The organism is Novosphingobium sp. NFX11 (genome assembly GCF_057376415.1).
On the sequence record NZ_CP080384.1, the window covers coordinates 3,306,754 to 3,332,490 of the forward strand.

At 66.8% G+C, this 25,737-nt stretch carries 16 protein-coding genes and 4 pseudogenes; 15 read left to right on the forward strand and 5 right to left on the reverse strand.

Going from position 1 to position 25,737, the window contains the following annotated elements; all coding sequences use genetic code 11:
- The first annotated feature begins 78 nt into the window (after positions 1–78).
- On the forward strand, positions 79–966 hold the full coding sequence (locus KZO24_RS17015; RefSeq protein WP_486486658.1) for a WecB/TagA/CpsF family glycosyltransferase: 888 nt from the start codon (positions 79–81) through the stop codon (positions 964–966).
- 149 nt (positions 967–1,115) lie between these two features.
- Here the strand turns inward: KZO24_RS17015 and KZO24_RS17020 are convergent, their stop codons facing one another.
- Positions 1,116–2,501, reverse strand: coding sequence for a glycosyltransferase (locus tag KZO24_RS17020; RefSeq protein ID WP_486486659.1), 1,386 nt, complete (start codon positions 2,499–2,501; stop codon positions 1,116–1,118).
- Between the two features lie 100 nt (positions 2,502–2,601).
- Here KZO24_RS17020 and KZO24_RS17025 point away from each other — a divergent pair, with 100 nt between their 5' ends.
- From KZO24_RS17025 to KZO24_RS17080, 12 genes and pseudogenes are all read left to right on the forward strand, one after another.
- Positions 2,602–3,786, forward strand: coding sequence for a glycosyltransferase family 2 protein (locus KZO24_RS17025; RefSeq protein ID WP_271181371.1), 1,185 nt, complete (start codon positions 2,602–2,604; stop codon positions 3,784–3,786).
- Positions 3,759–4,709: a glycosyltransferase family 2 protein gene (locus KZO24_RS17030; protein WP_486486660.1), complete on the forward strand. Its 951-nt coding sequence runs from the start codon at positions 3,759–3,761 to the stop codon at positions 4,707–4,709. The genes KZO24_RS17025 and KZO24_RS17030 overlap by 28 nt, the downstream gene beginning before the upstream one ends.
- Positions 4,710–4,841: 132 nt before the next feature.
- On the forward strand, positions 4,842–6,284 hold the full coding sequence (locus tag KZO24_RS17035; RefSeq protein WP_486486661.1) for a formyltransferase family protein: 1,443 nt from the start codon (positions 4,842–4,844) through the stop codon (positions 6,282–6,284).
- 140 nt (positions 6,285–6,424) lie between these two features.
- A pseudogene (locus KZO24_RS17040) lies at positions 6,425–9,047 on the forward strand (MupA/Atu3671 family FMN-dependent luciferase-like monooxygenase); the annotation flags it as partial.
- A gap of 108 nt (positions 9,048–9,155) precedes the next feature.
- Positions 9,156–9,494, forward strand: a complete 339-nt coding sequence (locus KZO24_RS17045; protein WP_486487190.1) for a phosphopantetheine-binding protein — start codon at positions 9,156–9,158, stop codon at positions 9,492–9,494.
- A gap of 72 nt (positions 9,495–9,566) precedes the next feature.
- Positions 9,567–10,616: pseudogene (locus KZO24_RS17050) on the forward strand (beta-ketoacyl synthase N-terminal-like domain-containing protein); the annotation flags it as partial.
- Positions 10,617–10,714: 98 nt separating this feature from the next.
- A pseudogene (locus KZO24_RS17055) lies at positions 10,715–10,891 on the forward strand (ketoacyl-synthetase C-terminal extension domain-containing protein); the annotation flags it as partial.
- A gap of 143 nt (positions 10,892–11,034) precedes the next feature.
- Positions 11,035–11,925 carry an acyltransferase domain-containing protein gene (locus tag KZO24_RS17060; RefSeq protein ID WP_486486662.1) on the forward strand — a complete coding sequence of 297 codons (891 nt, stop codon included), beginning with the start codon at positions 11,035–11,037 and terminating at the stop codon, positions 11,923–11,925.
- Positions 11,926–11,936: 11 nt separating this feature from the next.
- The gene (locus tag KZO24_RS17065; RefSeq protein ID WP_486486663.1) at positions 11,937–15,902 is read left to right on the forward strand and encodes an SDR family NAD(P)-dependent oxidoreductase; all 3,966 of its coding nucleotides are present in this window, start codon (positions 11,937–11,939) and stop codon (positions 15,900–15,902) included.
- A complete protein-coding gene (locus KZO24_RS17070) occupies positions 15,884–16,075 on the forward strand; it encodes a hypothetical protein (protein WP_486486664.1) in 192 nt (63 codons plus the stop codon). Before KZO24_RS17065 ends, KZO24_RS17070 begins: the two co-directional genes overlap by 19 nt.
- Before the next feature lie 8 nt (positions 16,076–16,083).
- Positions 16,084–17,094 carry a glycosyltransferase family 2 protein gene (locus KZO24_RS17075; RefSeq protein WP_486486665.1) on the forward strand — a complete coding sequence of 337 codons (1,011 nt, stop codon included), beginning with the start codon at positions 16,084–16,086 and terminating at the stop codon, positions 17,092–17,094.
- 4 nt (positions 17,095–17,098) lie between these two features.
- Positions 17,099–17,794 carry a 4'-phosphopantetheinyl transferase family protein gene (locus tag KZO24_RS17080; RefSeq protein ID WP_271181366.1) on the forward strand — a complete coding sequence of 232 codons (696 nt, stop codon included), beginning with the start codon at positions 17,099–17,101 and terminating at the stop codon, positions 17,792–17,794.
- Between the two features lie 39 nt (positions 17,795–17,833).
- Here KZO24_RS17080 and KZO24_RS17085 read toward each other — a convergent pair whose 3' ends face one another.
- Positions 17,834–18,067 carry a response regulator transcription factor gene (locus KZO24_RS17085; protein WP_008830144.1) on the reverse strand — a complete coding sequence of 78 codons (234 nt, stop codon included), beginning with the start codon at positions 18,065–18,067 and terminating at the stop codon, positions 17,834–17,836.
- Positions 18,068–18,284: 217 nt separating this feature from the next.
- Positions 18,285–19,118: a response regulator transcription factor gene (locus tag KZO24_RS17090; protein WP_271181365.1), complete on the reverse strand. Its 834-nt coding sequence runs from the start codon at positions 19,116–19,118 to the stop codon at positions 18,285–18,287.
- A gap of 429 nt (positions 19,119–19,547) precedes the next feature.
- Between KZO24_RS17090 and rfbC the strand changes: the two genes are divergently transcribed.
- Both rfbC and rfbA read left to right on the forward strand, forming a co-directional pair.
- On the forward strand, positions 19,548–20,126 hold the full coding sequence (gene rfbC, locus KZO24_RS17095) for a dTDP-4-dehydrorhamnose 3,5-epimerase (protein ID WP_271181364.1): 579 nt from the start codon (positions 19,548–19,550) through the stop codon (positions 20,124–20,126).
- A gap of 91 nt (positions 20,127–20,217) precedes the next feature.
- A pseudogene (rfbA, locus tag KZO24_RS17100) lies at positions 20,218–21,080 on the forward strand (glucose-1-phosphate thymidylyltransferase RfbA); the annotation flags it as partial.
- A gap of 203 nt (positions 21,081–21,283) precedes the next feature.
- On the opposite strand, the gene KZO24_RS17105 reads toward rfbA, so the two are convergent.
- Both KZO24_RS17105 and KZO24_RS17110 read right to left on the reverse strand, forming a co-directional pair.
- Positions 21,284–22,549, reverse strand: coding sequence for a family 43 glycosylhydrolase (locus KZO24_RS17105; RefSeq protein ID WP_271181362.1), 1,266 nt, complete (start codon positions 22,547–22,549; stop codon positions 21,284–21,286).
- A gap of 175 nt (positions 22,550–22,724) precedes the next feature.
- Entirely contained in the window at positions 22,725–25,580 is a 2,856-nt protein-coding gene (locus KZO24_RS17110; protein ID WP_271181361.1) for a TonB-dependent receptor, read from the reverse strand.
- Positions 25,581–25,737: the final 157 nt, after the last annotated feature.

The window sequence follows — 25,737 nt, forward strand, 5'->3', positions numbered from 1 at the left end:
CCAGTTCGTCGGGCGCAGTTGCTGGAGAAGACCCCGGAACGGCGTGGCGGCATAATCGCGCACGGGGAGGTACGCTTTATGTCGCTTGAACACCTGAACCTTATCGGCCGCGAGATTTCGGCACCCGTGCTGGATCTGCCGCTGGATCTGCCGCTGCCGGTCATCGCCGACCTGAATGCCGGGCATCAGGCCGGCCATCGGGACGATGTCGAGTTCCTCGACCTCGATTTTACGCCGATCGACTTGCCGACAGCGATGAATGCAGTGTGCAAGCGGCCTCCCTCGGCGCCATTTACGTATATCGTCACGCCCAACGTCGACCATGTCGTGCGGTTGCTGCGGCGGCGCTCCGACTTGTGGCCGGCCTATCGTGATGCCTGGATGACCTTGTGCGACAGCCGTATCCTTGCGCGCCTGGCACGCGGCGACGGGCGCGAGTTGCCGGTGGTGACGGGCAGCGACCTGACGCTGCGCCTGTTCGAGGAGGGCATTGCCGCCGACGATGCCGTCGCGATCCTGGGCGGCAGCGACGCTACAGTGGCGCGCATCAGCGAACTCTACGGGCTGCGCAACGTGCGTCACTACAATCCGCCGATGGGCTTCATCAAGGATCCGCGCGAAGTGGCGCGAGCAGTACGCTTTCTTGTCGAGGCCAAGGCGCGATACTCATTCCTGGCGGTGGGTTCGCCGCAGCAGGAGATCATCGCGCGTCGCGTCGCCAAGGCGCGCGGCGGCCAGGGTATCGGCTTCTGCATCGGCGCCAGCCTCGAATTCCTCTCCGGCGAGCAGGAGCGCGCGCCGGCGGTGATCCAGCAAATGTCGATGGAGTGGGCCTTCCGGCTGTGCTCCAACCCCCAGCGGTTGTGGCGGCGCTATCTGATCGAGGGGCCGCAGATTTTCCGGATCCACCAGATGTGGCGTAGCAATAGGGCGCCGGCTCCGTTGCGAGCGCCGCTGCACGCATAACGAGCGGGGCAACCGTCCGCAGCCCGCCGATCGACCCTGGAGCAGTTTGCGCCTCGACGGCACGACTGCTCCAGTTTTCTTTGGTTTAAAACGTTTTCCGGGTCATCGGTGGTTCCACCTGATCGGACGTGCTCTGGTACGACAGGCGCTTATGGGATCAGCGCGCGCAGATGCGCCATCCTGCCTGCGAATTCCTGGCCGAAATCATGCCGGCGGGCGAAGGCGAGGCCGGATCGTGCGCTTTCGGCGATGGCGGGGCGATCAAGGTTCCACCGCCCGATCGCCTCTGCAAGCTGCTTCGTCGAGCCCAGCGGCACTGCGAGGCCGCCGCCCGATTCCCTGCTCAAACGGCACCACATGCGATTGCTGTAGCCAGCTATGGCAAGACCGCAGCCCATCGCTTCAAGGTAAGTGCATGAGGGGTCGGACTGTCGGTGGCAAGACAGGAATACATCGGCCTGAGTCCGGCTGAGCGGCACCAGCTTCGTCTTGAAATCGACGGGCGCATGCAGGCGGACCGCACCGTCGAATTCGCCGAGCCCATCGCGAATTTCCTGTTCGAGACTTCCCGCGCCGTAGATGTCCAGGGTCGCTGGTACGCCCATTGCCGCCAAGGCGCGCATCACGGGAAGCAGGTCCTGGCTACCCTTCATCGGCTCCAGGCGTCCCGAATGGATCAGTCGCAAAGGATATCCTGCCAGCAGCCGTTCATTGCGCACGGCCACTTCGGCCGGCGTCGCCATCATCTCCGGACCCATCCTGTTGTCGAAATAGAGATGCGCATCGTCTGCGAGCCGGGAATAGGCGCTGAAAGCCGGATACCCGTTGAACTGTGCACCGACGGCGGCCTTCAGCCGCGATCGCACCTGCCGTTCGTTGCGCAGGAGCCAGAGACTACTGCGCATCTTGCGCATTCCCGACACCTCGCGATCCAGCCAGAGGGTGCGTAACCGGGTCTCCAGCGTATATTCCACCCCCACCGCGTATGGGATACCGGCTGAGGCGATGCTCTGGCAGATGGCCGGGAAGCCCGGCATGTCGGCAGATACCAGCGCGATCGAGATTCCCGTCAGTGCAGCGGGCGGTACAGGTGCGCCCTTGCCCAGCACAACCATCTCGAAGTCGAGTTCATCGGGTCTGTAGACACGGCCGAAGGGGATGGTGTCGTCGCTTTCCCAGATTATGCAGCGGATTTTCCCACCCCAGTCTGCGACATGCGCGCGCATGCCTTCGACGAACTTGGTGTCCAGGCGATACCCATCCGCAGCTACCTGGACAGGCGCCGGAGCGCTGAGCAGCAAGGTAGCCGCGGCCGCCCCCTTTGACCTGCAGTACCGGCGGCCGTGCAGGGCGGCATCGCGGCGTTCATGGCAGGAAAGGCGGGGCGCATTCTGTCGTCCACCTTCCTGACGATGCCGACAGACTTGGCCTGCGGCGTGAACGGAGCCCGATGTACATGCAGCAACTCTCCTTGGAAATTTCGCGAGACGCTTTGCGTCCAAGTCTATTGGGCGCCGCCGCCCGGTGTCGATCATGAGAACTTCCAAGGGAGTTTCAGGTCTGCCCGGGCCTTGGCTGCCCCCTTATCCTCTTGCCGGGTGAAGCTGGCGTCGCGGGGCGCAAGAGGGGAACCGGATGGACTTGCTGGTGCTTGCCGACCGCATCGTGCTGGGCTTCGCATGGTGGATGGCCGTGGCGGCCGGATTGCCGACGGCGATGCTTGCGCTCGAATGCGTCGTCGGCGCGCGGAGGCATGTTTCCGGCGAAGCCGGTGAGGCGCCGCCTTTTGTCGTCGTCATGCCCGCCCACGACGAAGCGGCCGGAATCGACACGAGCGTGCGCGCGGCGCTGGGGTTGCTGCGCGATGGGGACGAACTGCTGGTCGTCGCGGACAACTGCACCGATGATACGGCCGCAAGGGCGCGGGCTCTGGGCGCGACGGTCATCGAAAGGTCCAATCCGCACTTGCGCGGAAAGGGCCACGCGCTGGAATACGCCCGCGCCTTCATTGCCGACCATCTGCTGCGAGCGGAGGCGGTGCTGGTACTCGACGCCGATTGCCGCGCGATGCCCGGTTCCCTGCCTGCGTTGGCTGAGGCGGCGGTCCGGCGCGATGCGGCGGTGCAGGGAATCTTCCTGCTTGCCGCCCCGGATGATGCGGGCGCGGTCGTGCGGGTGTCCAGTTTCGCCTTCCTGATCAAGAACCTCGTGCGGCTTCAGGGGCTGGGGCGCCTGTCCGGAATGGCGCTGCTGCAGGGATCGGGCATGGCCTTCCCGCGCTCCATGTATCTCGAGATGCGCTGGCCGGGCGGGTCGCTGGTCGAGGATCTGGAAATGGGGCTCGACCTCCTGCTCGCAGGCCGGCGCGTGATCGTCGAGTCCGGCGCCCGCATCCTGAGCGCTACCAGCTCGGTCGAGGGCACCGGCAGCCAGCGCCGCCGATGGGAGCACGGCATGATGCAGACCGCCTGGCGCTATGTCCCCCGGCTGCTGGCGCGCGCGGTGCGAAGGCCCGCGCTTGCGATCGTCGCGCTGGACCTCATGATACCGCCAACCGTGCTGCTCGCGCTGTGCTCGGCACCCGCGCTGGGGATCGTGCTGGCACTGGCGGGACCAACCGCGCCGTTCCTCGCCCTGCTGGCGACCCAGACCGCAGCGGCGCTCGGGCTATCTCTGGCATGGTGGCTGCATGGGCGGGATACCCTGCCGCTGTCGTCCCTGCGCCTGCTGCCGGGCTACTTCGTCTGGAAGCTGCCGCTGATCGCCCAGTTCGTGACCCGCCGCGAGCGGGAATGGACCCGTACGGAGCGGCTGCCGTGACGCCGGTGGGCTTCGTCATTATCGGTCGCAACGAAGGCGGGCGCCTCGATTTGTGCATCGACAGCGTGACGCGGACCGGCCAGCGCGCCGTCTACGTCGATTCCGGCTCCACCGACGGTAGCGTGGCGCGCGTGAAGGCGCGGGGCCTGTCGGTGGTCGAACTCGATCCCGGGCAGCCGTTCGCCGCTGCGCGGGCGCGGAATGCCGGGCTTGACTGGCATCTGGACAAGGACCCGCTGCTCGAATTCGTCCATTTCATCGATGGCGATTGCGAACTGATCCCTGGTTGGCTTGACAAGGCCCGCGCCGCATTTCTGGCCGACGATCAACTCGCCGCCGTTTGCGGTCGCCGGCGGGAGAGGGCACCGGACGCCAGCCTCTACAACCGATTGTGCGAGGCCGAGTGGAACACGCCCGTGGGCCTTGCCGAAAGCGTCGGCGGCGACGCACTGTTCCGCGTCGTCGCACTGCGCCAGGTAGACGGCTACGATGAGCATCTGATCGCCGGCGAGGAGCCCGACATGTGTTACCGCATGCGACGGCGTGGCTGGCTCATCCGCCGGATAGAGGGAGACATGACCATCCATGACGCGGCGATGATGCGCCTCGGCCAGTGGTGGCAGCGCAACCGCCGTAGTGGCTACGCCACCGCCGAGGCACTGGCGATGCGCGGCGCGCAAGATCTGCAAAAGGGGCGCGAACTGCGTCGCAAGGTGCTCAGCAATCTACTCTGGTCGCTCCCGCCGATGTGGCTGCTCTGGCCCGTGTTGTGGCTGCGCATCCGTGCGCGCAAGGATGCGCTTCAGGCGACTTGGCTGATCCTTGGCAAGCTGCCGCATCTGCAGGGGCAGATTGATTACTGGCGTCGTCGAAAGTCGCGTAGCGCCGCCGTTCGTCCTGCTCGTCTGATCGAGTATAAGTAATTCGCTCCCTAAAACACCCAAGTAAGCATCCATGGTGAAAACAGGGGCGGGGTTTGGGACATAGTTTTCCAAATTCAGTCTCAATACAGTCGATGTCGACTTGGGGTAATTCATTCAGGCGTGGGGCATCGCATGACGTCTTTCCGGGACTTCGCCGGCAATGGGCAATCTCCTGATTGCCCGGTTGCAAGCAGCATTCTCGTCGGCAACGAAACGCTGCTCGCGGAGTGTGGCAGGCTGCTGATCGATCGTGGGCACCGGATCGCCGCCGTGGTGGCGGCGCCGGTTTCGCCGGCCGCCGATTGGGCTCGGCGCCTCGGCATTGCGCTGTTCGAGAAGCCGCGCGACCTTCTGGCCGCTGCCGTAGAAAGCGTCGACTACGTCTTCAGCATCTCCAACCTCAGCGTTCTGCCGGCGGAGGTACTGGCGCTCGCATCGCGGGCGGCGATCAATTTCCATGACGGCCCGCTGCCCGAACTGGCCGGCCTCAATACGCCCGTCTGGGCGCTGCTGGATGGAGCGGCGCGGCATGGCGTGACCTGGCACCTGATGACAGGCGCAGTGGACGAAGGTGCGATCCTCGCTGCGGAGCGCTTCGAAATCGCCGAAGAGGAAACCGCGCTTTCGCTCAACACCCGCTGCTTCGAGGCGGGCTTGCATTGCTTCGAGGGGCTCGTCGCAGATCTCGACGGCGCGGTCGCAGCGGCGGTTCTGCAGGACCGTGCACCCGATCGCATGGTCGGCCGCGCCGACCGCCCGAAGGCCGCCGCCACGATCGACTGGAGCCGCCCGGCTGCCGAGATCGCCCGTCTGGTCCGTGCGCTCGACTTCGGAACTTACGCCAACCCGGTCGGAGTCCCGAAGGCATTGCTCGGCGATCGGCTGTTGCTCGTGCAGCAGATCACGCCGCTGTCCAGCGTATCGGGCCGCGAGCCGGGCACGATCCTGGTGTCCGGCCCCACGCCGGTTGTCGCCACAGGCGATCTTGATGTGCGGCTCGACCGTCTCGCCATGCTCTCCGGCGAAGCGCTGGGCGGGGCGCAAGTGAGCGAACTGCTGATCGGTGCGGCGGGCTTCACGGTGCTCGACGATGCCCGGCGCGATCAGCTCGATTGCCTCGATGCGGCCGCCGGGCGCTATGAGGCGTGGTGGCGTCGTCGCTTGCAGCAGCGCGAGAGCTTGCAGTTGCCGCAGTTTACTCCGCGTGTTGGCGACGGTCCTGCGCAGCCCTTCATGCTGGACCGGGCAATGCCGCAGGGTCTCGATGCCGGCGGCGCTCTGGCCGCGCTGGTCGCGTGGCTGGCCCGCGCTGCCGACCGGGCGAGCGTCGAGATCGGATATTCCGACTGTGTCAGCCGTGCGCGGCTGGACGACGTGGCGGGCTGGTTCGCGCCGGAGATGCCGCTGAAGGTCGCGGTCGATTTCGATGCTCCGCTGGCCGTGCTGCGCGACGCGCTGGACCGTGAAGTCGCCGGGATGCACCGCCGCGTGGCCATCTGCGCCGATCTCGTCGCCCGCAGCCCCGAACTGCGCGGTCGCGCGGGGGCGACCATCCCGTCAGCGTGCAGGTGGTGAAGCGGCTCGACGAGGTGCGCGCAAGCGACGCGGTGCTCGACGTGGCCGTTTGCACCTCGGAAGGCAGGCTGCGCTGGACCTGCGACGCCACCCGCCTTTCCCGCGCCGATGCGGAGGACCTCGTGCGCGGTTTCGAGGCGATGTACCTGGACCTTGCGGACGCACCGGTCGGCCGCCTGTCGCTGCTCGAACCCGAGGAACATGGGCGGATCGTCGGTGCCTGGAACGCCACCGAAGGTCCCGTTCCTGCCGGTCCGGCCTGGCACCACCACTTCGTGGAGCAGGCCGTGCGCACGCCCGACAAGCTGGCAGTGACGGCGCTCGGCATCTCACTGACTTACGCGCAGCTCGATGCGCTCTCTAACCGCGTCGCGCATGACCTTGCGGCGCGGGGCGTGGGGCCGGAAGTGCTCGTCGGCCTCCACCTGTCGCGCTCTGTCGAGATGCTCGCCTGCCTCATCGGCGTGCACAAGGCGGGGGCGCCTACGTGCCGCTCGACCCGTCCTATCCGCGGGATCGCATCGCCCACATGGTGGCGGATTCCGGCCTTGGCCTGGTTCTGAGCGAAACTGTGCTGGCGGGCGATCTGCCGCAGACCGAGGCGCCGATCCTCCTTATCGATACCATGCGCGAGGTCTTCGCCGCGTGCCCGTCGGACCCCTTCGACGGCGGCGCGGAAGGCGCGAATCTCGCCTACATGATCTACACCTCGGGTTCGACCGGGCTGCCCAAAGGTGTCATGGTCGAGCACCGTAACCTGTTGAATTTCTATGCAGGAATGGACCGCAAGATCGAGCCGGACGGGACGTGGCTGGCCGTCACCAGCCTCAGTTTCGACATCTCCACGCTGGAGCTGATGTGGCCGTTGATGCACGGCTATCACATCGTCATCGCCAGCGAGCGCGAAGTGCGCGGCGATGTGCCGGAAGTGGCTGTCGCCGATGCGCGGCCGGTCGGTTTCAGCCTGTTCTACTTCGCCAGTTCCAGCGCGGGCAGCGCGGCCGAGCAGTACAACCTCCTTCTGGAAGGCGCCCGCTTCGCCGATGCCGAGGGCTTCGAGGCGATCTGGACGCCGGAGCGACATTTCCATGACTTTGGAGGGCCTTACCCGAATCCCGCCGTCGCCGCGGCGGCCATCGCGGCGATCACGTCGCGGGTGCAGATCCGTGCCGGGAGCGTGGTGGGGACTTTGCACCATCCGCTGCGTATCGCCGAGGAGTGGGCGCTGGTTGATAACCTGTCGGGCGGGCGTGTAGGGATTGCTTTCGCCTCCGGCTGGCAACCGGACGATTTCGTCCTGAATCCAGGGGCTTATGCCGATCGTGCGGGCGTTCTCAAGCGGTGTGTCGAGGATGTCCGGGGCCTGTGGCGGGGCGAGGCGCGGGCCTATCCGGGGCCGTTGGGGCATGACGTTTCGGTGCGCACGTACCCGCGCCCGGTCCAGCCGGAGCTGCCGGTCTGGATAACTTCCGCTGGAAATTCAGAGACTTTCCGCGAGGCAGGGCGCGTCGGCGCCAATGTGCTGACGCACCTTTTGGGGCAGTCGATCGAGGAGGTGGCGACCAAGATCGCCGCCTATCGTAGCGCCTGGCACGAGGCCGGGCATTCGGGAGAAGGGCGCATCACCTTGATGTTGCACACTTTTCTTGGAGAAAGCGAAGATGCGGTGCGTGCGGCCGTCAAGCCTGCGCTCATCGAGTACCTGCGCACCTCGACCAATCTGCTCAAGCAGTACGCCTGGTCGTTCCCGGCTTTCAAGACGCCGCAAGGTGCTGAAAGACTGGAACTTTCCGACATTTCCGAGGAAGAGACCGACGCCCTGCTCGACCATGCCTTCGAGCGCTACTTCGAGACCAGCGGCTTGTTCGGCACGCCTGAGGACAACGTCGGACTGGTCCACCGCCTGTCGGCGATCGGCGTCGACGAGATCGGCTGCCTTGTCGATTTTGGCGTGGATTCCCAGACGGTTATTGAACATTTGCCGCAAATCGCGCAGTTGCGCACACTGGCACTCAACGGCACTCAACAGGACCATAACGCCGCAGAACGCCCGCTTCACGACCTGATGGCGCGCCACGGGGTGACGCACCTGCAGTGTACGCCGTCCCTGCTTCAGGTGCTCGCGAGCGACCCGGCTGCCCGCCCGCGCCTGCAGGCGCTCCAGCACCTCATGGTCGGCGGCGAGGCGTTCCCGCCGCAGCTGGCGACCGACATGACCGGCCTCGTTTCCGGCACCGTCATGAACATGTACGGGCCGACCGAGACGACCGTGTGGTCCGCCGTCCACGCGCTCGATGAAGGGGGGCGCCGCCGCTCGGCAGGCCGCTGCTCAACCAGCAGATCTACATCCTCGACCGGCGGCTGCAGCCGGTGCGGCAGGGCACGCCGGGCGAGCTGGTCATCGGCGGCGCCGGGGTCGTGCGCGGCTACCACGACCGGCCCGAGCTGACCGCCGAACGCTTCGTCGCCGACCCGTTCAATCCGGGCGCGCGCGTCTACCGGACCGGCGACCTCGCCCGCCAGCGCGAGGACGGGACGCTCGAATTCCTCGGCCGCCTCGACCATCAGGTGAAGATCCGCGGCTACCGCATCGAACTGGGCGAGATCGAGGCCGCGCTCACCGCGTACCCGGACGTCACCGAGGCCGTCGTCGTCGCCCGCAAGGAAGGCGTCGCCACCCGCCTCGTCGCCTACCTCGCCCCGCGCACCGATGCCCCGGCGGTCGAGGACTTGCGCGCGCATCTGCGGGAGCGGCTGCCCGACTTCATGGTCCCCGGCAACTTCGTCCTGCTCGAAGCCCTGCCGCGCACGCCCAACGGCAAGATCGACCGCAATGCCCTGCCCGAGCCGGTCAGCGTGGTCGTCGACAACATGGATGACAGCGCCGCCCCGGCGACCGGCGTGGAGGCCCAGATCCAGGCGATCTGGTGCGACGTGCTCAAGCTGCCGCAAGTGCGCCTGACGGAGAACTTCTTCGACATCGGCGGCCACTCGCTGCTCGCCATCCAGGTCCACCGCCGCTTGTCCGCCGAACTGACGCAGCCGGTCGCGCTGACCGACATCTTCCGCTTCCCGACCATCGCCGCGCTCGGCGCGCACTTGTCGGGCGGGCAGGACGATGCCGCCGCGCTCGCCGGTCAGAACCGCGCCGAAATGCGCAACCAGGCACGTAATCGTCGCGCTACCGCCCGCATCGGCGTGAGGGTCTAGACCATGCACCAGCCCATCGAAGAACCGTTCGACCCCTCGCTCGACACCTCCAGCGCGGTCGCCATCGTCGGCATGGCGTGCCGCTTCGCCGGGGCGCGCGGCCCGGAGGAATTCTGGTCGCTGCTGAGCGAAGGCCGCGACGGGATCGAGACCTATTCCGAAGAGGAACTGCTCGCCGCCGGAGTCTCGCCCGCCCTGTTGCGCAACCCCGACTACGTGCGCCGCGGCGCGCCGCTCGCCGACATGGAGTGCTTCGACGCCGCGCTGTTCGGCCTGTCGAAGCGCGATGCTGCAGTCATGGACCCGCAGCATCGCCACTTCCTCGAATGCTCGTGGGAGGCGCTGGAGGACGCAGGCCATACGCCGCAGGGCTTTGCCGAGGGAACAGGCGGGGTGATCGGCGTCTTCGCGGGATCGGGCCACAACGCCTACATGCCCTACAACCTGCTTACCAACGGCAAGCTGGTGAACGAGGTCGGCCTGTTCCTGCTGCGCCATACCAGCAACGACAAGGACTTCCTGACGACGCGGGTGTCGTACCTGTTCGACCTCAAGGGGCCGAGCATCAACGTCCAGACCGCGTGCTCGACCTCGCTCGTCTCGATCCACATGGCGGCGCAGAGCCTGCTGTCGGGCGAGTGCGACATGGCGCTCGCGGGCGGAACCTCGATCGAACTGCCGCACCGCCGGGGCTACCTCTACGAGCAGGGCGAGATCCTTTCCCCCGACGGCCTGTGCCGTCCCTTCGACGCGGACTCCAAGGGCACCGTGTTCGGCAGCGGCGTCGCCGTGGTGGCGCTGCGCCGACTGGAGGATGCCATGGCCGCCGGCGACCACATCCATGCGGTGATCCGGGGCTCGGCGATCAACAACGACGGCGCGGGCAAGGTCGGCTACCTCGCCCCCAGCGTGGACGGGCAGGCGGCGGTGATCGCCGAGGCCCTCGCGGTGTCCGGCATCGCGCCTTCGGCCATCGACTATGTCGAGGCGCACGGCACCGGCACGCCGATCGGCGACCCGATCGAAGTGGCGGCGCTGCGGCAGGTCTTCGCCCAGTCTGGTGCAAGGCCAGAGCCCTGCGCGCTGGGTTCGGTGAAGGCCAACATCGGCCACACCGACACCGCCGCAGGCGCGGCGGGCGTCATCAAGGTGGCGCTGGCGATGCGCCACGCCGAGCTTCCCCTGTTCCGCATTTCGGGGCCGCAAATCCCGAATGCGCGCTGGATACTGGCCTTTTCCGCGTACAGGCCACCAGCGCGCCCTGGCTCCGGCGCGACGATCGCCCCCGTCGCGCCGGGGTCAGCTCACTCGGCGTGGGAGGCACCAATGCCCACATCGTCATGGAGGAAGCGCCGCCGCGCGCGCCCAGCGGGCCGAGCCGCCGTCGCCAGCTGCTGATGACCTCGGGCGCCACGCAAGGTGCGGCGGATGCCAATGCTGCGGCGCTGTCCGCGTATTTTGGGGCGCAGCATTCTGCGGCAACCCCTCCGTCATTGCGAGCGAAGCGAAGCAATCCAGGGCCGTTGACGCCGCCTCTGGATTGCCGCGCCCCTTCGGGGCTCGCAATGACGAAGCAGGGGAGGAGGGCTGTGTCCTCGCCGATGCGGCCTTCACCCTCAACACCGGCCGTCGCGCGCTGGCATGGCGCCGGTTCGCCGTAGGGCAGGACGGGGCTGAAGCCGCCGCTGCGCTCGAAACCGCAAGTCGCCAGTCGTCCGCGAAGCAGGTTTGCGTGCCCGGCCGCCCGGTCGCCTTCCAGTTCTGCGGCGGCGGGCTGCAGCATGTCGACATGGCGCTGGGTCTCTATCAGACCGAGGCCACGTTCCGCGCCGACGTGGACAAGGGCCTCGCCGTGCTTGCGCGCATCGGCGTGCCGGACCTCAAGCGCTGGCTGTTCCCGGTCGAGGCCGACCGCGACGCCGCGGCCGCCGAGCTGGAACGTCCCTCCAACGCGCTGCCCGCGCTGTTCATCGTCCAGACCGCGCTCGCCCGTTTCTGGATGGCGCTGGGGATCGCGCCGGCCGCGATGATCGGCCACAGCTGCGGCGAGTATGCTGCGGCGCATGTTGCGGGCGTGGTGGACCTCGAAGCGGGCCTGCGCATCGTCCACGCGCGCGGCCGCCTGTTCGAGACGACCGCGAAAGGCGGCATGATAAGCGTGCCGCTTTCCGAGGCGGAACTTGCGCCGATGCTGCCGCCCGGGGTTTCGATCGCGACGATCAACGCCCCGTCCCTGTGCGTCGTATCGGGCGCGGCGGACGCGGTGGCGGCCTTCCTCGACGACTTGCGCGCGCGTGAGATCGAGGCGCAGCCGATCCCCATCGAGGTCGCCGCGCATTCGGCGATGCTCGACCCGATCCTGCCCGAATTCCGCGCCCTGCTGAAGACGATCACGCTGCGCGCGCCGCAGACCCCTTCGCCTCGAACCTGACCGGGCGCTGGGTGAGCGCGGCGGAGGCGACCGATCCCGAATACTGGGTGCGGCACTTGCGTGAGCCGGTGCGCTATACCGACGGCCTCGAATGCCTGCTGGGCGAGGCGGACCAGGTGCTTCTGGAAGTCGGCCCCGGCCGCGCCATGACCAGCCTCGCCCGCCAGCACCCGGCGCGCAAGGCCAGCCAGCCGGTGGTCGCCTCGATGCGCCATGCGGGCGAGGACGTTGCTGACGACCAGCGGTTGCTCGAAGCGCTCGGCGAACTCTGGGCGCTGGGCGTCGAGATCGACTGGACCGCATGGTGGGGCGAGGAGCGCCGCCTGCGCGTGCCGCTGCCGACCTATCGCTTCGAGCGCGAACGGCACTGGATCGAGCCGGGTGCGAGCCTGCACACGGCGGCGTCCGGGGGCGATGCAGATACCCGCCTCGCGCTGGGCGACTGGGGCTACGAGCCGGTGTGGAGCCGCGAGGATCCGGTGGCGGGAGAAGCCGTGGGCGGGGCTGCAGGCGGTCCGGCTCTGGTGCTCTGCGATGACGACGGGTTCGGCGCCAGCCTTGCCGCGCGGCTGCGCAAGGCGGGGGTGGAGACCGTCACCGTCCACGCCGCGACGCGCTTTGCCGCGAGCGCCGCCGACGCCTTCGCGCTGCGGCCCGACGTGCGCGAGGACTGGGCGCGGCTGTTCGTCCGGCTGGGCCGTGACGGGCGGATGCCGCGTCAGGTCTATCATTGCTGGCTGGCGGGCGGGGTAGCCGCGCCGAAGCGCCGGGATGCGGCGATCCTCGACCGGGGGCTGCATGCGCTGATCGCGATGGTGCCCGAACTCGCCGCTCAGGTGGACGAGGGGCCGGTGGTCGTCGCGCTCGTCACCGACAAGGCGCAGCGCGTGGCGGGCGATGCGGACCTCATGCCGCTCAAGGCCACGGCGATCGGCGCCGCGCGCACCGTCTCAGCCGAGTATCCGGGACTCGAGGTGCGCGCGATCGACATCGATCTTGCCGCCGTGAACGCCGCCGACCTTGCCGACGCGGTGATCGCCGAGGTTTCCGGCCCCCGTGCTTCCGGTGACGTCGCCTTGCGCGCGGGCGAGCGCTGGACGCTCGCCTACCGCAACGCGCGCGAGCCGCTGGCCGAGGGACAGCCGACATGGCTGCGCGAGGGCGGTGTCTATCTCGTCACCGGCGGGCTGGGCGGGCTGGGCCTGTCCATCGCCGACCACCTTGCGCGCGGATACAAGGCGCGCCTCGCTCTCGTCGGGCGCAGCGCCTTACCGCCGCGCGGGGAGTGGGCGCAGCGCCTCGCAAGCGGCGACCTGCCGCTGGGCGTCGAGGACAAGGTGCGCAAGCTGCTCGCGCTCGAAGCGGCGGGGGCGGACGTGGAACTGATCGTCGCCGACGTCGCCGATGCGAAGGCGCTGGCGAAGGGCGTGCGCAAGGCGGTTTCCCGCTTCGGCCCGATCGACGGCGTGTTCCATGCCGCCGGCGCGCTCGACGACGGGCTGATCGAGACCCGCAGCCGCAAGGCGGTGGACGCCGTGCTGCGACCCAAGATCGCGGGCACCCTGGCGCTGGAGGAGGCGCTCAAGGGTCAGGCGCCGGGCTTCCTGCTGCTGTTCTCCTCGGTCAGCGCCTTCGCGGGGCTGCCGGGGCAGGTGGACTATGCCGCCGCCAATGCCTTCCTCGACGCCTATGCGCAATCGCGGCGCAGCGATGCGCGCACGCGGGTGCAGTCGGTCGGCTGGAGCCAGTGGGCCGAAGTCGGCATGGCCGCCGCGCTCGGCGGGCGCGAGGGCGGAGCGCCTGAAGGAGGGATGGGCGCGCTGCCCGACGACCTCGGGGCAGGGAAGGCGATCGAGCATCCCTTCCTCGAACGGCTCTGCACCATTTCCGACGATGAGTTTGTGGTCACCGGCATCCTAACCCCCGTGCGGCATTGGGTGCTCGACGAGCACCGAGTCGTTGATGCCGGTGCGCTGCTGCCCGGGACATCTTTCCTGGAGATGTCTCGGGCAGCAGTTGCGCTGGTCCACCAGGGCGCGCTGGAACTGTCCGACTTCACGTTCCTCAAGCCCTTCGCTGTGCCTGACGGGGAGGCGCGCGGCTTGCGGGTCCATGTCCGTCGGCGCGGCGCGAGCGGGTGGAAGGTCACCATCCTCGGCCGCCCCGAACAGGGCGGCGAATGGATCGAGCACGCACACGGCGTGGTCCGCCCGCACACGCTGACGCCGCTGCGCTCCACGCTTGACCTCGGCGCTATCGCCGAGCGCTGCAGCCCCGCGATCTGCGGCGGCGCCGACCAGCCGATGATGAACTTCGGCCCGCGCTGGGATACGCTCGTGCAGGCGCTTGCTTCCCCTCATGGCGAAGCGCTGCTCCAGCTGGAACTCCCTGCGGCCTACACCGCCGAGGCCGAGGCGATGGGCCTGCACCCGGCGCTGCTAGACTTCGCGACGGCGGGCGCGCAGACGCTGATTCCCGGGCGCGACCGGAGCCGTGATTTCTACGCGCCGTTCACCTATCGCCGCTTTCTCCTCCACGCCCCGCTGCCCGCGCTCGCGTGGAGCCACATCCGGCTGGTCTCCTCCGATGGCCAGACGGCGGTGTTCAACGTGACGATCACCGACGCCGACGGCCTCGTCGTCGCCGAAGTGCGCGAATTCACGATGATGCACATGGGCGACGCGGCGCTGCTCGCCCGCGCCTCCGCGACGCCGCCGCGCGCCGCGAAGGCCGCCACCGGCGAGATCGCGGCAAGCTCCGAGGGCATACTGCCCGAAGAGGGCACCGAAGTGATCGCGCGCCTGCTCTCGGGCCGGTGCCGCCCGCATACGGTGATCTCGCCCTACGACCTCGCGCCGGTGCTCGCGCGCCTGCGCAGCCCGCCGCGCGCCAGCCGCCGGGAGGCTGCGAGCGGCGATCCGGCGGATCTGCCCGCGACCCCGGCCGAACAGGTCATCGCCGACTTGTGGTGCGACCTGCTGGGCATGGAGGCGGTCGGGCGGCACGACAACTTCTTCGATCTTGGCGGCCATTCGCTGCTGGCGGTGCAGTTCACCAACCGCCTGCGCAAGAAGACCGGCCGTACCCTGCCGCTCGCGGCGATGCTCGGCCAGCCGACCGTCGCGGGGCTTGCCGCCGTGATCGACCCGGACAGCCGCGCGCCCGATATGCCCGCCGCCGCCGAGGCGGAAGGACCGGGTCTTGGCTTGGGTCACGGCATCGTCACCATCCGCAAGGGCGGCCCGGCGACGCCGCTGTTCCTGATCCACGACGGCCTCGGCGAAACGCTGCTCTATCGCGGCCTGGCGCTGCGGCTGGACGGCGCGCGGCCGGTACTGGGGATAGAGCCGCTGCGCAAGGCGGACGGCAACTACGCCCACACCCGCATCGACGAGATGGCGACGTACTATATCGGCAAGGTGCGCAGCGTTCAGCCGCAAGGCCCCTATCTCCTCGCCGGGCTCTGCGCCGGGGGCGTGATCGCCTTCGAGATGGCGCAGCAACTTCAGGGGATGGGCGAGCAGGTGGCCTTCGTCGGCGTGATCGACGCCGCCGACGTCGAGGCGCGCAAGCATCGCTTCGGCGAGAGCCGCGCCCGCCTTGGCCGCGTGCTGGGCGTGCTGAAGTCCGGCAATCCGCTGCAGATCTTGCCCGACCTCGGCCGCCGCGCCTGGAACCTCGCGCGCTGGGAGGTCGAATCGCGGATGCGACGGGCCGAGGACCGCCGCACCGTCGATGCCCTGCGTACCGCCGATGCGGGCGCCAGGATGGAGGAGGCGGGCTCCCCCGCGATCCCGTTCCTCAGGCTCTACGAAGCGGCGCACAAGGAGCACCGCCCGATCGGCATCCTGCAATCGACCAGCGTGGCGCTGTTCAAGGCCAGCGACGATACCGACCTTGCCGACGACACCCCTACCGCGCGGTCTATCGCGACTATGCGCTCGGCTGGGGCAAGCGGGTGCGCGAGGACATCGTGATCCTCGACATTCCCGGCGGCCACATGTCGAACCTGCAGGAGCCGCACGTCGCCACGCTGGCGCCGCTGTTCCAGAATGCGCTCGACGATGCCGTGTCCGAGCATGGTCCGTGGAGCCGCCCGGCGACGACGCACGGAGAACCGATCGACTTCTTCGAGGAGGCCGCAGAATGAGCGGAGGCATGACAGAGGCCATGAGCGGGGGGATCAGCGGGCGCAATTTCCGCCGGGAGCCGGATTTCCCGATCGACGTGGTCATCGTCAATTACCGGACCGGGCCGCTGGTGGTCGAGTGCCTGTCCAGCCTCGATGCCGAGCGCCGCTCGGGCGCGCGGCTGCGGGCGATCGTGGTCGACAACGATTCGCGCGACGGTTCGGCCGAACTGCTGCAGGCGACGATCGCGCGCGAGGGCTGGGACTGGACGACGCTGGTGCGCTCGCCGACCAACGGCGGGTTCGGCACCGGCTGCAACATCGGCATCGAGCATGCCCTACGTGACAGCGAGGCGCGGGGTGTCTGGCTGCTCAATCCCGATACGCGGGTGATGCCCGGTGCCGTCAATGCGCTGGCGAGCTTCATGGCGGCGATGCCGCGCGCCGGGATCGTCGGCACCGCATTGCTGCTGGGCGACGGATCGCCATGGCCTTACGCCTTCCGCTTTCCCACCGTGCTCGGCGAACTGGAGCGCGCCTTGCGCTGGGGGCCCGCCACACGCCTGCTGGCCGGGCACATGACCGCGCGGCGGATGGACGGGCGCGCGCAGCAGATGGACTGGGTCTCCGGCGCCAGCATGGCCGTGCGTCGCGAGGCCTTGCAGCAGGGGCTGCGGTTCGACGAGGACTACTTCCTCTATTATGAGGAGACCGACTTCTGCCGCGAAGCCAAGGCGCGCGGGTGGCAATGCTGGTATGCGCCCCGGCCGACCGTGCTGCACGTCGCGGGCCAAAGCACCGGGCTTACCGCCGCGGATGCTCATGCGCGGCGGGTGCCGCAATACTGGTTCGCCTCGCGGAGGCGCTACTTCCGCAAGAACCACGGCTGGGCTTATGCGCTGGCGGCCGATCTCGCCTGGGTGGCGGGGCACTGTCTCCACCTCGTCAAGCAGCAGCTGCGCCGCAAGCCGCGCGAAGACCCGCCGCGGCTGCTGAGCGATTTCGTCTGGTTCGGGATGCTCGCACCCGAACGGCGTTGAGGCGATGAAGGCCATGGGAGAGGACTTCATCGCCACGCTGGCCCGCCACGGGATTATCGGCGAGCGGATCGCGGCGCCGTTCGTGCTCTGGCTGGTGCGCCCTGACACGGGCGACCAGGCCGCAGTGTCGGCGCTCCTGAGCGATGCGGAGGCAGAGCGGGCGGGGCGGTTCAGGATCGACGCTCTCGCCCGGCGTTACCGGGCGGCGCATGGCGCGCTGCGGCTGCTGGTCGAGGCGGAGTTCGGAATCGCGGCGGCGCGGCAGCGCTACGGAGCCAATGAATTCGGCAAGCCGCATCTGCTCGATGAGCCGGATGTGCAGTGCAATGTGAGCTACAGCGGCGATTTCGCGATGGTCGCCCTGGCGCGGGGCGTGGAGATCGGCATCGACCTTGAGCGGGTGCGCCCTGTCGATGACGCGGCCGGACTGGCTGCGATGTACTATACCGATCGCGAATTAATGCAGCTGAATGAAAGGCCGGGTGCGTTTTCCGACCATGAATTCCTGACGGTCTGGGTCAGGAAGGAAGCGTGTTCGAAGGCACTCGGGCGGGGTCTTTCGATTGCCCCGTCATCGTTCGAGTGCGGAGTGGGCTGCGGCCCGAGGAACGTGCTTGTCGATGGAGAAGTGGTGGAAAGCGATGTTGTCGACCCGAAGGGCGGTGTGCTGATGTCTTGGGCCGTACGAGGCCAGTGTTAGTTCCCTGGTACTAACCGACATTCTTGCTTTTCTCTGCTCTTAGTTAGCCTGCGACTGAAGAAGGCCTTCGCGGATGACGTAGGCGATCATGTGCGCGCGGTTGCGCGTGCGGGTCTTGAGACGCACGTTTTCCACGTGGCGCTCGACCGTGCAGGGTGCGATGTTGAGTTCGATCGCGGTTTCCTTTGCGGAACGACCCATTGCGACAAACTGCAATACGTCGAGTTCGCGCGAAGTGAGCTGGACGTTTTCGGTGCCTTCAATTCTGTACATTTAAACCCCCGTTGATTCAAATGGAGTCAGTTAACCCCATAAACCCAATGTCGCATCGCTCTTCCGGAGAGTCACGCAATATTTTGGGGGAATATACCTACTTCATCATCCTCTTGAGGCACTAATCAGTACTACAATGGGACTCTGAAAATTCAGGATAGGTACGTCATCTGGAACGCGATCGCCTAACAAATGCAGTTAGATGACTCTAAATCACCTATTGCAACAACGTGTTCCTGCTCTTGGGTGCAAGAGTCGTTTCAGGCAGGCGGGGACCGGAAAAATGCCTAATGCTTGAATCGGAAGAGATCGAACCAAGATCGAACCGACTCGCTAGCGGCGGATGGCTCGTCTGGGGAACCTCGACGTTTCCCTCCACGGCCTCCTGTCCGACGAGGCTGGATGGACGGTTAATTAATTCGCGAGCCATCACCGCGGCCTGGGTGCGGTTTTCGACGCCAAGTTTGCGCAGGATGGCCTTAACTGCGGCTTTTACTGCGGTCTCGTTGATCCCCATCTCGCGTGAGATCGCCTTGTTCGGCTGGCCGAGCGCCAGATGTTCCAGCACCCGGACTTCCCTGTCGCGGAATCCGAACGCCTCGATCGCCGGGGCGGGGGCGGCATGGCGGGTGGCTGCAGGCAGGCTGACGAGGAAGTCGATCACTTCCGGAGGCGCCACTTTCTGCCCGTTCGAGACCATCTGCAGGATCGCGACCAGCGAAAGATAAGGCACGTTGTCGGGAAAATAGGCATAGGCTCCCGCCGCATAGAGCGCGACCATCTCGTCGAAGTCGAAAGCACCGGTGAGGACGATGATCCGCATGTCCGGATCATCGCGCTGCATGGTCTCGATGGTGTGGGTACAGTTGTCCTGCAGCAATTCGCGCTCGACGACGATGATCTGCTGAATGTCTTCAGCATGGCCCCCAAGGGTCAGTTCTTCGAGCGCGGATACCGATTCCGCCACCTCGAAAGACGCATCGGTGAAGATGCGTCGAAGGCCTTCGCGGATGATCGAGTTCGTGATCGCAATGGAAATGGATGCCGGCATGTCGGTTCGTATGCCCCTCTTCGCATTTTCGCCCCCATGCGTGGCGGGCACCATGGATGATGATTAATAGTTTGACAATGCCGTAAAAATCAGTGCTCAGAAGAGTAAGGATTGTTGCTGATATGTTGCAACATAGGCTCAAGTCACATGGTCATTATTAATGATCGGCGGTGTTTCTGAGAAGTTATCATCCCGGTCTTCATTTCATCGTATCGTCGAAAGGTCGCCAGATGTGCGTTCGACTCTTTTGGGATACGTAAAATTCATAGGGCCCAAGTCGGAATAGGATACTCGGGCCGGTCATCGCCGAATAGCAGGTTCCCGGCAAAACTGGCTTCCTGTCTCTAGCGGGGCCTGCCGGTCGTGCGTTCATGCGAATACGCGAATGAAGACATTTCTCGCCCGGCAGGAGGAGCGGGAGCCTCGATAATGATCGTCAAGTCGTATGAAATAGCCGGCCCCTGCGCCTTCGTGCCCAGTCGGATTGCAGACATGCGCGGCTGGTGCGCCGAGACTTTCCGACATGACCTGTTCGCAAGGTACTGCGGGGAGGCGATCTTCGTGCAGGACAACGAATCCCGCAGCCTGGCCGTCGGCACCGTGCGGGGCCTGCACTATCAGCGCCCGCCGCATGCGCAGGGCAAGCTGGTGCGCTGCACCGCCGGGGCGATTCTCGACGTGGCGGTCGACATCCGCGCAGGCTCGCCCACCTATGGGCACTGGATCGCGGAGACGCTGACGCCTGACAACGGCACGCAGCTCTGGATACCGCCCGGCTTCGCGCATGGCTTCTGCACATTGCTTCCCGACACCGTGGTCGCCTGCAAGGTCACGGACTATCACTGCGCCGAGTGCGACCTTGGCATGCGCTGGAACGATCCGGTGCTGGCAATCGCCTGGCCCGAGCTTGTCAATCCCGCGAGCCTCTCGCCCAAGGACCGCGCGCAGCCGCTGGTCTGCGAGCGGCCTGCCCATTTCATCTTCGAGGAGCTTGCCGAATGCGCCTGATCGGTTCGCCTGTCCGCAGCTGCGGGGAGAATGCGCACGACCGGGCCATCGCCCGGCACCAATCCGTGAACCAGTCTTCGGGAGTCCGCGCATGAAGGGCATCATTCTTGCTGGAGGCAGCGGTACCCGGCTTTATCCGATGACGCTGTCGACTTCCAAGCAGCTGATGCCGGTCTACGACAAGCCGATGATCTATTATCCGCTCAGTACCCTGATGCTTGCGGGCATCCGGCAGATCCTGATCATCTCCACCCCGCGCGACCTTCCTTCCTTCCGCGAGCTGCTGGGTGACGGATCGCAATGGGGGCTTGAACTGGAGTACGCGGCCCAGCCGCGCCCGGACGGGCTGGCGCAGGCTTACGTGATCGGTGCGGATTTCGTGGGCTCTCAGCCATCGGCGCTGATCCTGGGCGACAACATCTTCCACGGCCACGGCCTGCCCGACCTGCTCGCCCGCGCGGGGAGCGCAAGCGCGGGGCGAGCGTCTTCGCCTATCACGTGCAGGACCCCGAGCGTTACGGCGTGGTCGAGTTCGACAGTCGGGCGCGCGCCATCTCGATCGAGGAGAAGCCGAGCCTGCCGCGTTCCAACTGGGCGGTGACCGGGCTCTACTTCTACGACGCGCAAGTGGTGGAGATCGCCGCCAACCTCGCTCCTTCGCCGCGCGGCGAACTGGAGATCACCGACGTCAACCGCGCCTATCTGGAGCGCGGGCAACTGTCGGTGGAGATGATGGGGCGCGGCTATGCCTGGCTCGATACCGGGACGCCCGACAGCCTGATGGACGCAGCCGAGTTCGTGCGCATCCTCGAGAAGCGGCAGAGCACCAAGATCGCCAGCCCCGAGGAAGTCGCCTATCGCCGGGGCTTCATCAGCGAGGCGGGGCTGGAACGCGCCATTTCGCGGCTCGGCAAGTCGGAATACGCGCGTTACCTGCGGCACGTTCTGGAGCAGGGAGGGATCACGCCCGACACGGCGTTGCCGGGGGGCGGCTGGAAATGGACCCGCATCCCTCGGTGCAGTAAAATCCAGCTGCACCCGTTCGTCATTGCGAGCGCAGCGAAGCAATCCAGGGCGGCCCAAGACTGCCCTGGATTGCTTCGCTGCGCTCGCAATGACGAAGTGTGGTGGGTTAGCGAAGGGGCCGGAGCCGAGCCTCAGGCGCGCGGCGTGAAGTCCGGCACCAGATGGCCCTTCTCGTCCATCCGCGCCGGTACGATCCCCGGTTTCTCGCGGAAGGGCGCTTCGTCGTCGTTGCCGAAGATGGTGCACCACCAGCGGCCTTCCTTGTCCTTGAAGATGTTGCCGCCGCCGCCGCACGGCACGCTCTCGTAGCGATCGCGGTACGGGCCGAACGGCGTGTCCGAGGTCGCCAGCGCGAAGGAATAGCGGTTGGGGTGGAAGCGATCGACGGCGCCGAGGTAGTATTTGCCGTCATGCTTGAACATCGTCGCGCCCTCGAAGCCGATGTCCTTGAAGCCGCGGTGGACGCACTTTTTGTTGTGGTGCAGCGGGTCTGGGGCGGGTGTTTCCAGCGTGATCGGGGTCCACTCTCCGTCGTAGCCAGAGAGGTCGGGCTTCAGGCGCACCATCTCGAAGGCGCCGCCGTAGGTCAGGTAGACCGCGCCGTCGTCGTCGCCGAACAGGGTGGCGTCGATGCCGTTGCGCAGCGGCTTGTCGGGCGAGAAGGCGTGGACGTAGGGGCCGGTCGCCTTGCCGGTGGTGCTGCGCAGGATCGCGATGCCGGAACGGCTGATCGAATGGCAGATGTAGTAGTTGCCGTTGATGTAGTGGATCTCCGGCGCCCAGATCGCGCGGAAGTAGTCGCCCTTGCGCACGGTCCACTGCTTCTCCCAGCCGCCGTCCTTCTCGATGCTCCAGACGAGGCCGAGGTAGTCCCACTGCTCGAGGTCGGCCGAGCGCCAGAGTTCGACGCCGTCGTTGGCCTTCCAGATGTCGTCGCCGGTGGAGCCGGTCATATAGTAGAAACCGTCACCGCCGAGGCACACGATGGTGTCGCGCAAGTGGACGTGGATCAGCGGCTTCACCGGCGGGATCAGGCCCTGCGTGACGACGCGGCCGGAGTCGGAATCGTTCCACGGCAGCGCGTTCTTCGGCGGCGTGCCGGGGCCTTTGAAACGCACGCCCTTGCGGTCCACCGCCGCCTCGCTGGTGACCCAGCCGCCGCGCTCGGTTTCGGGAGTGACCGGCAGGCCGGGACCGCTGCGCGTGGCGACGTCGTAGTAGCCCGCAGGCGGTGGGGCGATTGGACGGCCGTTGTCGTCCTCGACCGGGAAGGGCGGGCGCTTCAGCGGCTCGGCGGCAAGGCCGAGCGAGGGGCGCGTGCCCAGCAGCGCGAGGCTGCCGGCAACCACCGCGCGGCGGCTCAGTTCGAAGCCCTTGGTCACGTCATCTCTCTCCATCGGTTCGTTCCCCCAACGGTTCGTCATTGCGAGCGTAGCGAAGCAATCCAGGGCGTTCTTGCGCCGCTCTGGATTGCTTCGCTACGCTCGCAATGACGAAGGGTTTTTGGTCATTGCCCGGCACTCGAACGAAAAAGTCCCGGCCCTCGCGTTAAGCGGGGACCGGGACAGGTCGTCAGTACTTGAAGCGGACGCCGAAGTAGAACTGGCGGCCGAAGCTGTGGTTGAGGACGACGCGGTCGGCATCGCCGATGTACATGTCCTTCACCTCGTTCGTCAGGTTGTTGCCCTCGATGGTGAGGGTGATCTTGTCGGTCAGGTTGACGCCGATCGAGGCATCGACGTTGATCGCGCTGTTGACGCCTTCCTGCGTGCTCTGTTCACGCGCGCCGCCGCCGAAGGCTTCGACGTAGCCAGAACGGTAGGACACCGAACCGCGCAGGGAGAGCAGCTTGTCCTCGTAGAACAGGGTGCCGTTGGCGGTGTGCTTCGACAGGTTGGTCAGCGGGCCGACCACGGTGCCGATGCCGCCGGGGCCGGGGTACTTTAGGTCCGCCTTGACGTACGTGTAGTTCGCCAGGACGCCGAGGTTGCTGAGGAAGCCCGGCAGGAAGTCCAGCTGGTGCTGGTAGTTCAGCTCGAAGCCGCGCAGCTTGCCGCCGTCGCCGTTGATCGTGCGGCGCACGGTGACGGGCACGTTGGCGGGCAGGCCCTGATCGGTCGCGAGGTTGAGCGGGAAGCCCAGCTGGTCGAACGGCACCAGCGTCGAGATCTGCGTGCCCGAGAGCGAGCCGATGTCCTTCTGGAACAGGCTGACGCCCAGCAGCGAGCCCGGTGCGAAGTACCACTCGGCCGAGAAGTCGAGGTTGAAGGCTTCGGTGGGGTTCAGGTACGGGTTGCCCTGGTTGAACACCTGGTTCGCCTGCTGCAGCGTCAGGCTGCCGCCCGGCGACAGCGAGCCGAGGCCCGGACGGGTGATGACCTGCGCGGCGCCGAAACGCAGCAGGAAGTCGGGGGTGATCTCGGCGACGAGGTTCATCGAAGGCAGCCAGTTCTCGTAGCTGCGCTTGACGGTGATCGGGGTGGCGACGCCGCTGGCGAGGCCGTAGCCGAACGAGGTCTGGCCGGTGCGGACATAGCGCACGCCCGCATCGCCGCGGAACATGATGCCGCCGATCTCGCGCTCGAAATCGATCTGGAACCACGCCGCCTTGTCGACTTCCTTGATCGAGCCGGTGTTGCTGGCCGCCGTCGCGTTGGGGTTGGTGCCCGCCACGTCACGTCCGTTGACGCGGAAGTCCACGTCGCGGCCGTTGATGTTGGTCACGCAGTTGCAATAGATATTGAGCGTATCGACGAAGCCCTGCAGGTCGGGGATCACGTAGCCCGAATAGTTCGGGTCGCCGGTCTTGCCGTTCAGCGGCTTGGTCAGCGCCGCGATCTGCGCCGGGGTCAGCGTGCCCGAGGAGGTTTCGGCGACGAAGCGGCGGCTCTCGAAAGTTTCGTAGCGGAAGCGGCGGTATTCGCCGCCGAACGACAGCTTGAAGCCGTCGGCCACGTCCCACTCCGCGCCCAGCTTGGTCGAGAGATAGTCGTTGGTGACCTCGTTCCTGCGGATGCGCACGTCCGAGGTGCCGTTGGTGAACGACCAACTGGCCGGGTCGCTGGGATCGAAGCCCCAGTTGATGGTCGGCGCGCGGCTGTTGTCGCGGTAGTCCCACGAGAACCCGTCCGAGTTGGCGCGGTCGAGGACCACGGCGGTCTGCTCGGGGCTGTCGAACTTCGACTTGGAGTAGCCTGCGTAGCCGTTGAGGCGGAAGGTATCGCTCAGTTCCTGCTTCACCACGGTGTTGTACTGATAGAAGGTGGTGCTGAAGCGGTCGTGGCGCGATTCGATGCGCATGTCGACGTCGTCGAATACGCCGTAGACCAGCGAGTTGTTGGCATCGACCACGCCGTCGCGGATGATCGTCTGCGACTTGCCCGAGGAGCCCGAGCGGCTGAACGAGAGCGCCTCGATGTAGTTTTCCCAGCGCTGCGTCTTGGACTTCGCATAGAGCCCCTCGACGACGATTTCGGTGCGATCCGAGGGCTTCCACTGGACGGCGCCGGTGAGACCCAGGCGCTTGATGTCGTTCTTCCAGGTGTCGTAGCGGGGAATGCGCGGGTGATAGATCAGGTCGCCCCAGTTCGAACCGTCGGCGGCGGGGGCCTGGTTGATCTGGGCGGCGGTGTAGCCGGGCAGGGTGGAGGCCGCGTTGAAGCCGCCGTTCACGCCCGCCGGGCTCCAGCGCACGGTCGAGTGGCCTTCCTCCTCGATGGTGCGGGTGGAGTACGCGGCCGAGGCGAGGACGCCGAACGTGCCCGAATCGTTCTGCCAGCTGACGAGGCCCGCAAGGCGCGGGTCCCATGCCTTCGACAGATCGTTGTAGCCCGCGCGGGCGGACCCGGCGACGACGAAATTGTCCTTGAAGTCCAGCGGGCGGGCGGCCTGCAGGTCTACCGTGGCGCCGAGCGAGCCTTCCTCGACCGAGGCCGAGGCGGTCTTGCGCACGGTCAGCGAGTTGAACAGTTCCGAGGCGAAGATGTTGAAGTCGAAGCCGCGGCCGCGGTTGACGCCGCCGCCTGCATCCGAACCGCCGGTGGTCGCCACGGCTTCCATGCCGTTGATGCGCACGCGGGTATATTCGGGGCCAAGGCCGCGCACCGAGATCGCGCGACCCTCACCGCCTTCGCGGCTGATCGCGACGCCGGGAATGCGCTGGAGCGATTCCGCCAGGTTGTTGTCGGGGAACTTGGCGACGTCCTCGGCCTTGATCACGTCCACTGCGGCGGTGGACTGGCGCTTTTCGGCCTGCGCGGTCTGCACCGAGTTGCGGAAGCCGGTGACGATGATGTCGGCGGGCGTCGCGCCGTCGATCTCGGAGGTCTGCGCGTCCTGCGCATAGGCCGGCGAGATGCAGGCGACGGCCAGAACGGTCGCGGACGCACCGCGCACCAGGCGACGACGAAGAATTGCGGAACTGCGCACCCTGATTTCCTCCCCATTTGTAGACCGGCGACGCGGGACTTTCCCGTCCTCGCCTTGACCGGCCCAGCCTCCCTTTTATGGTCGAGCTTGATACCGGTGTCAGAGACTACGAACAACACGCAGATTGATACGCCCGGCGCTTCATTGCTTCGTGCGC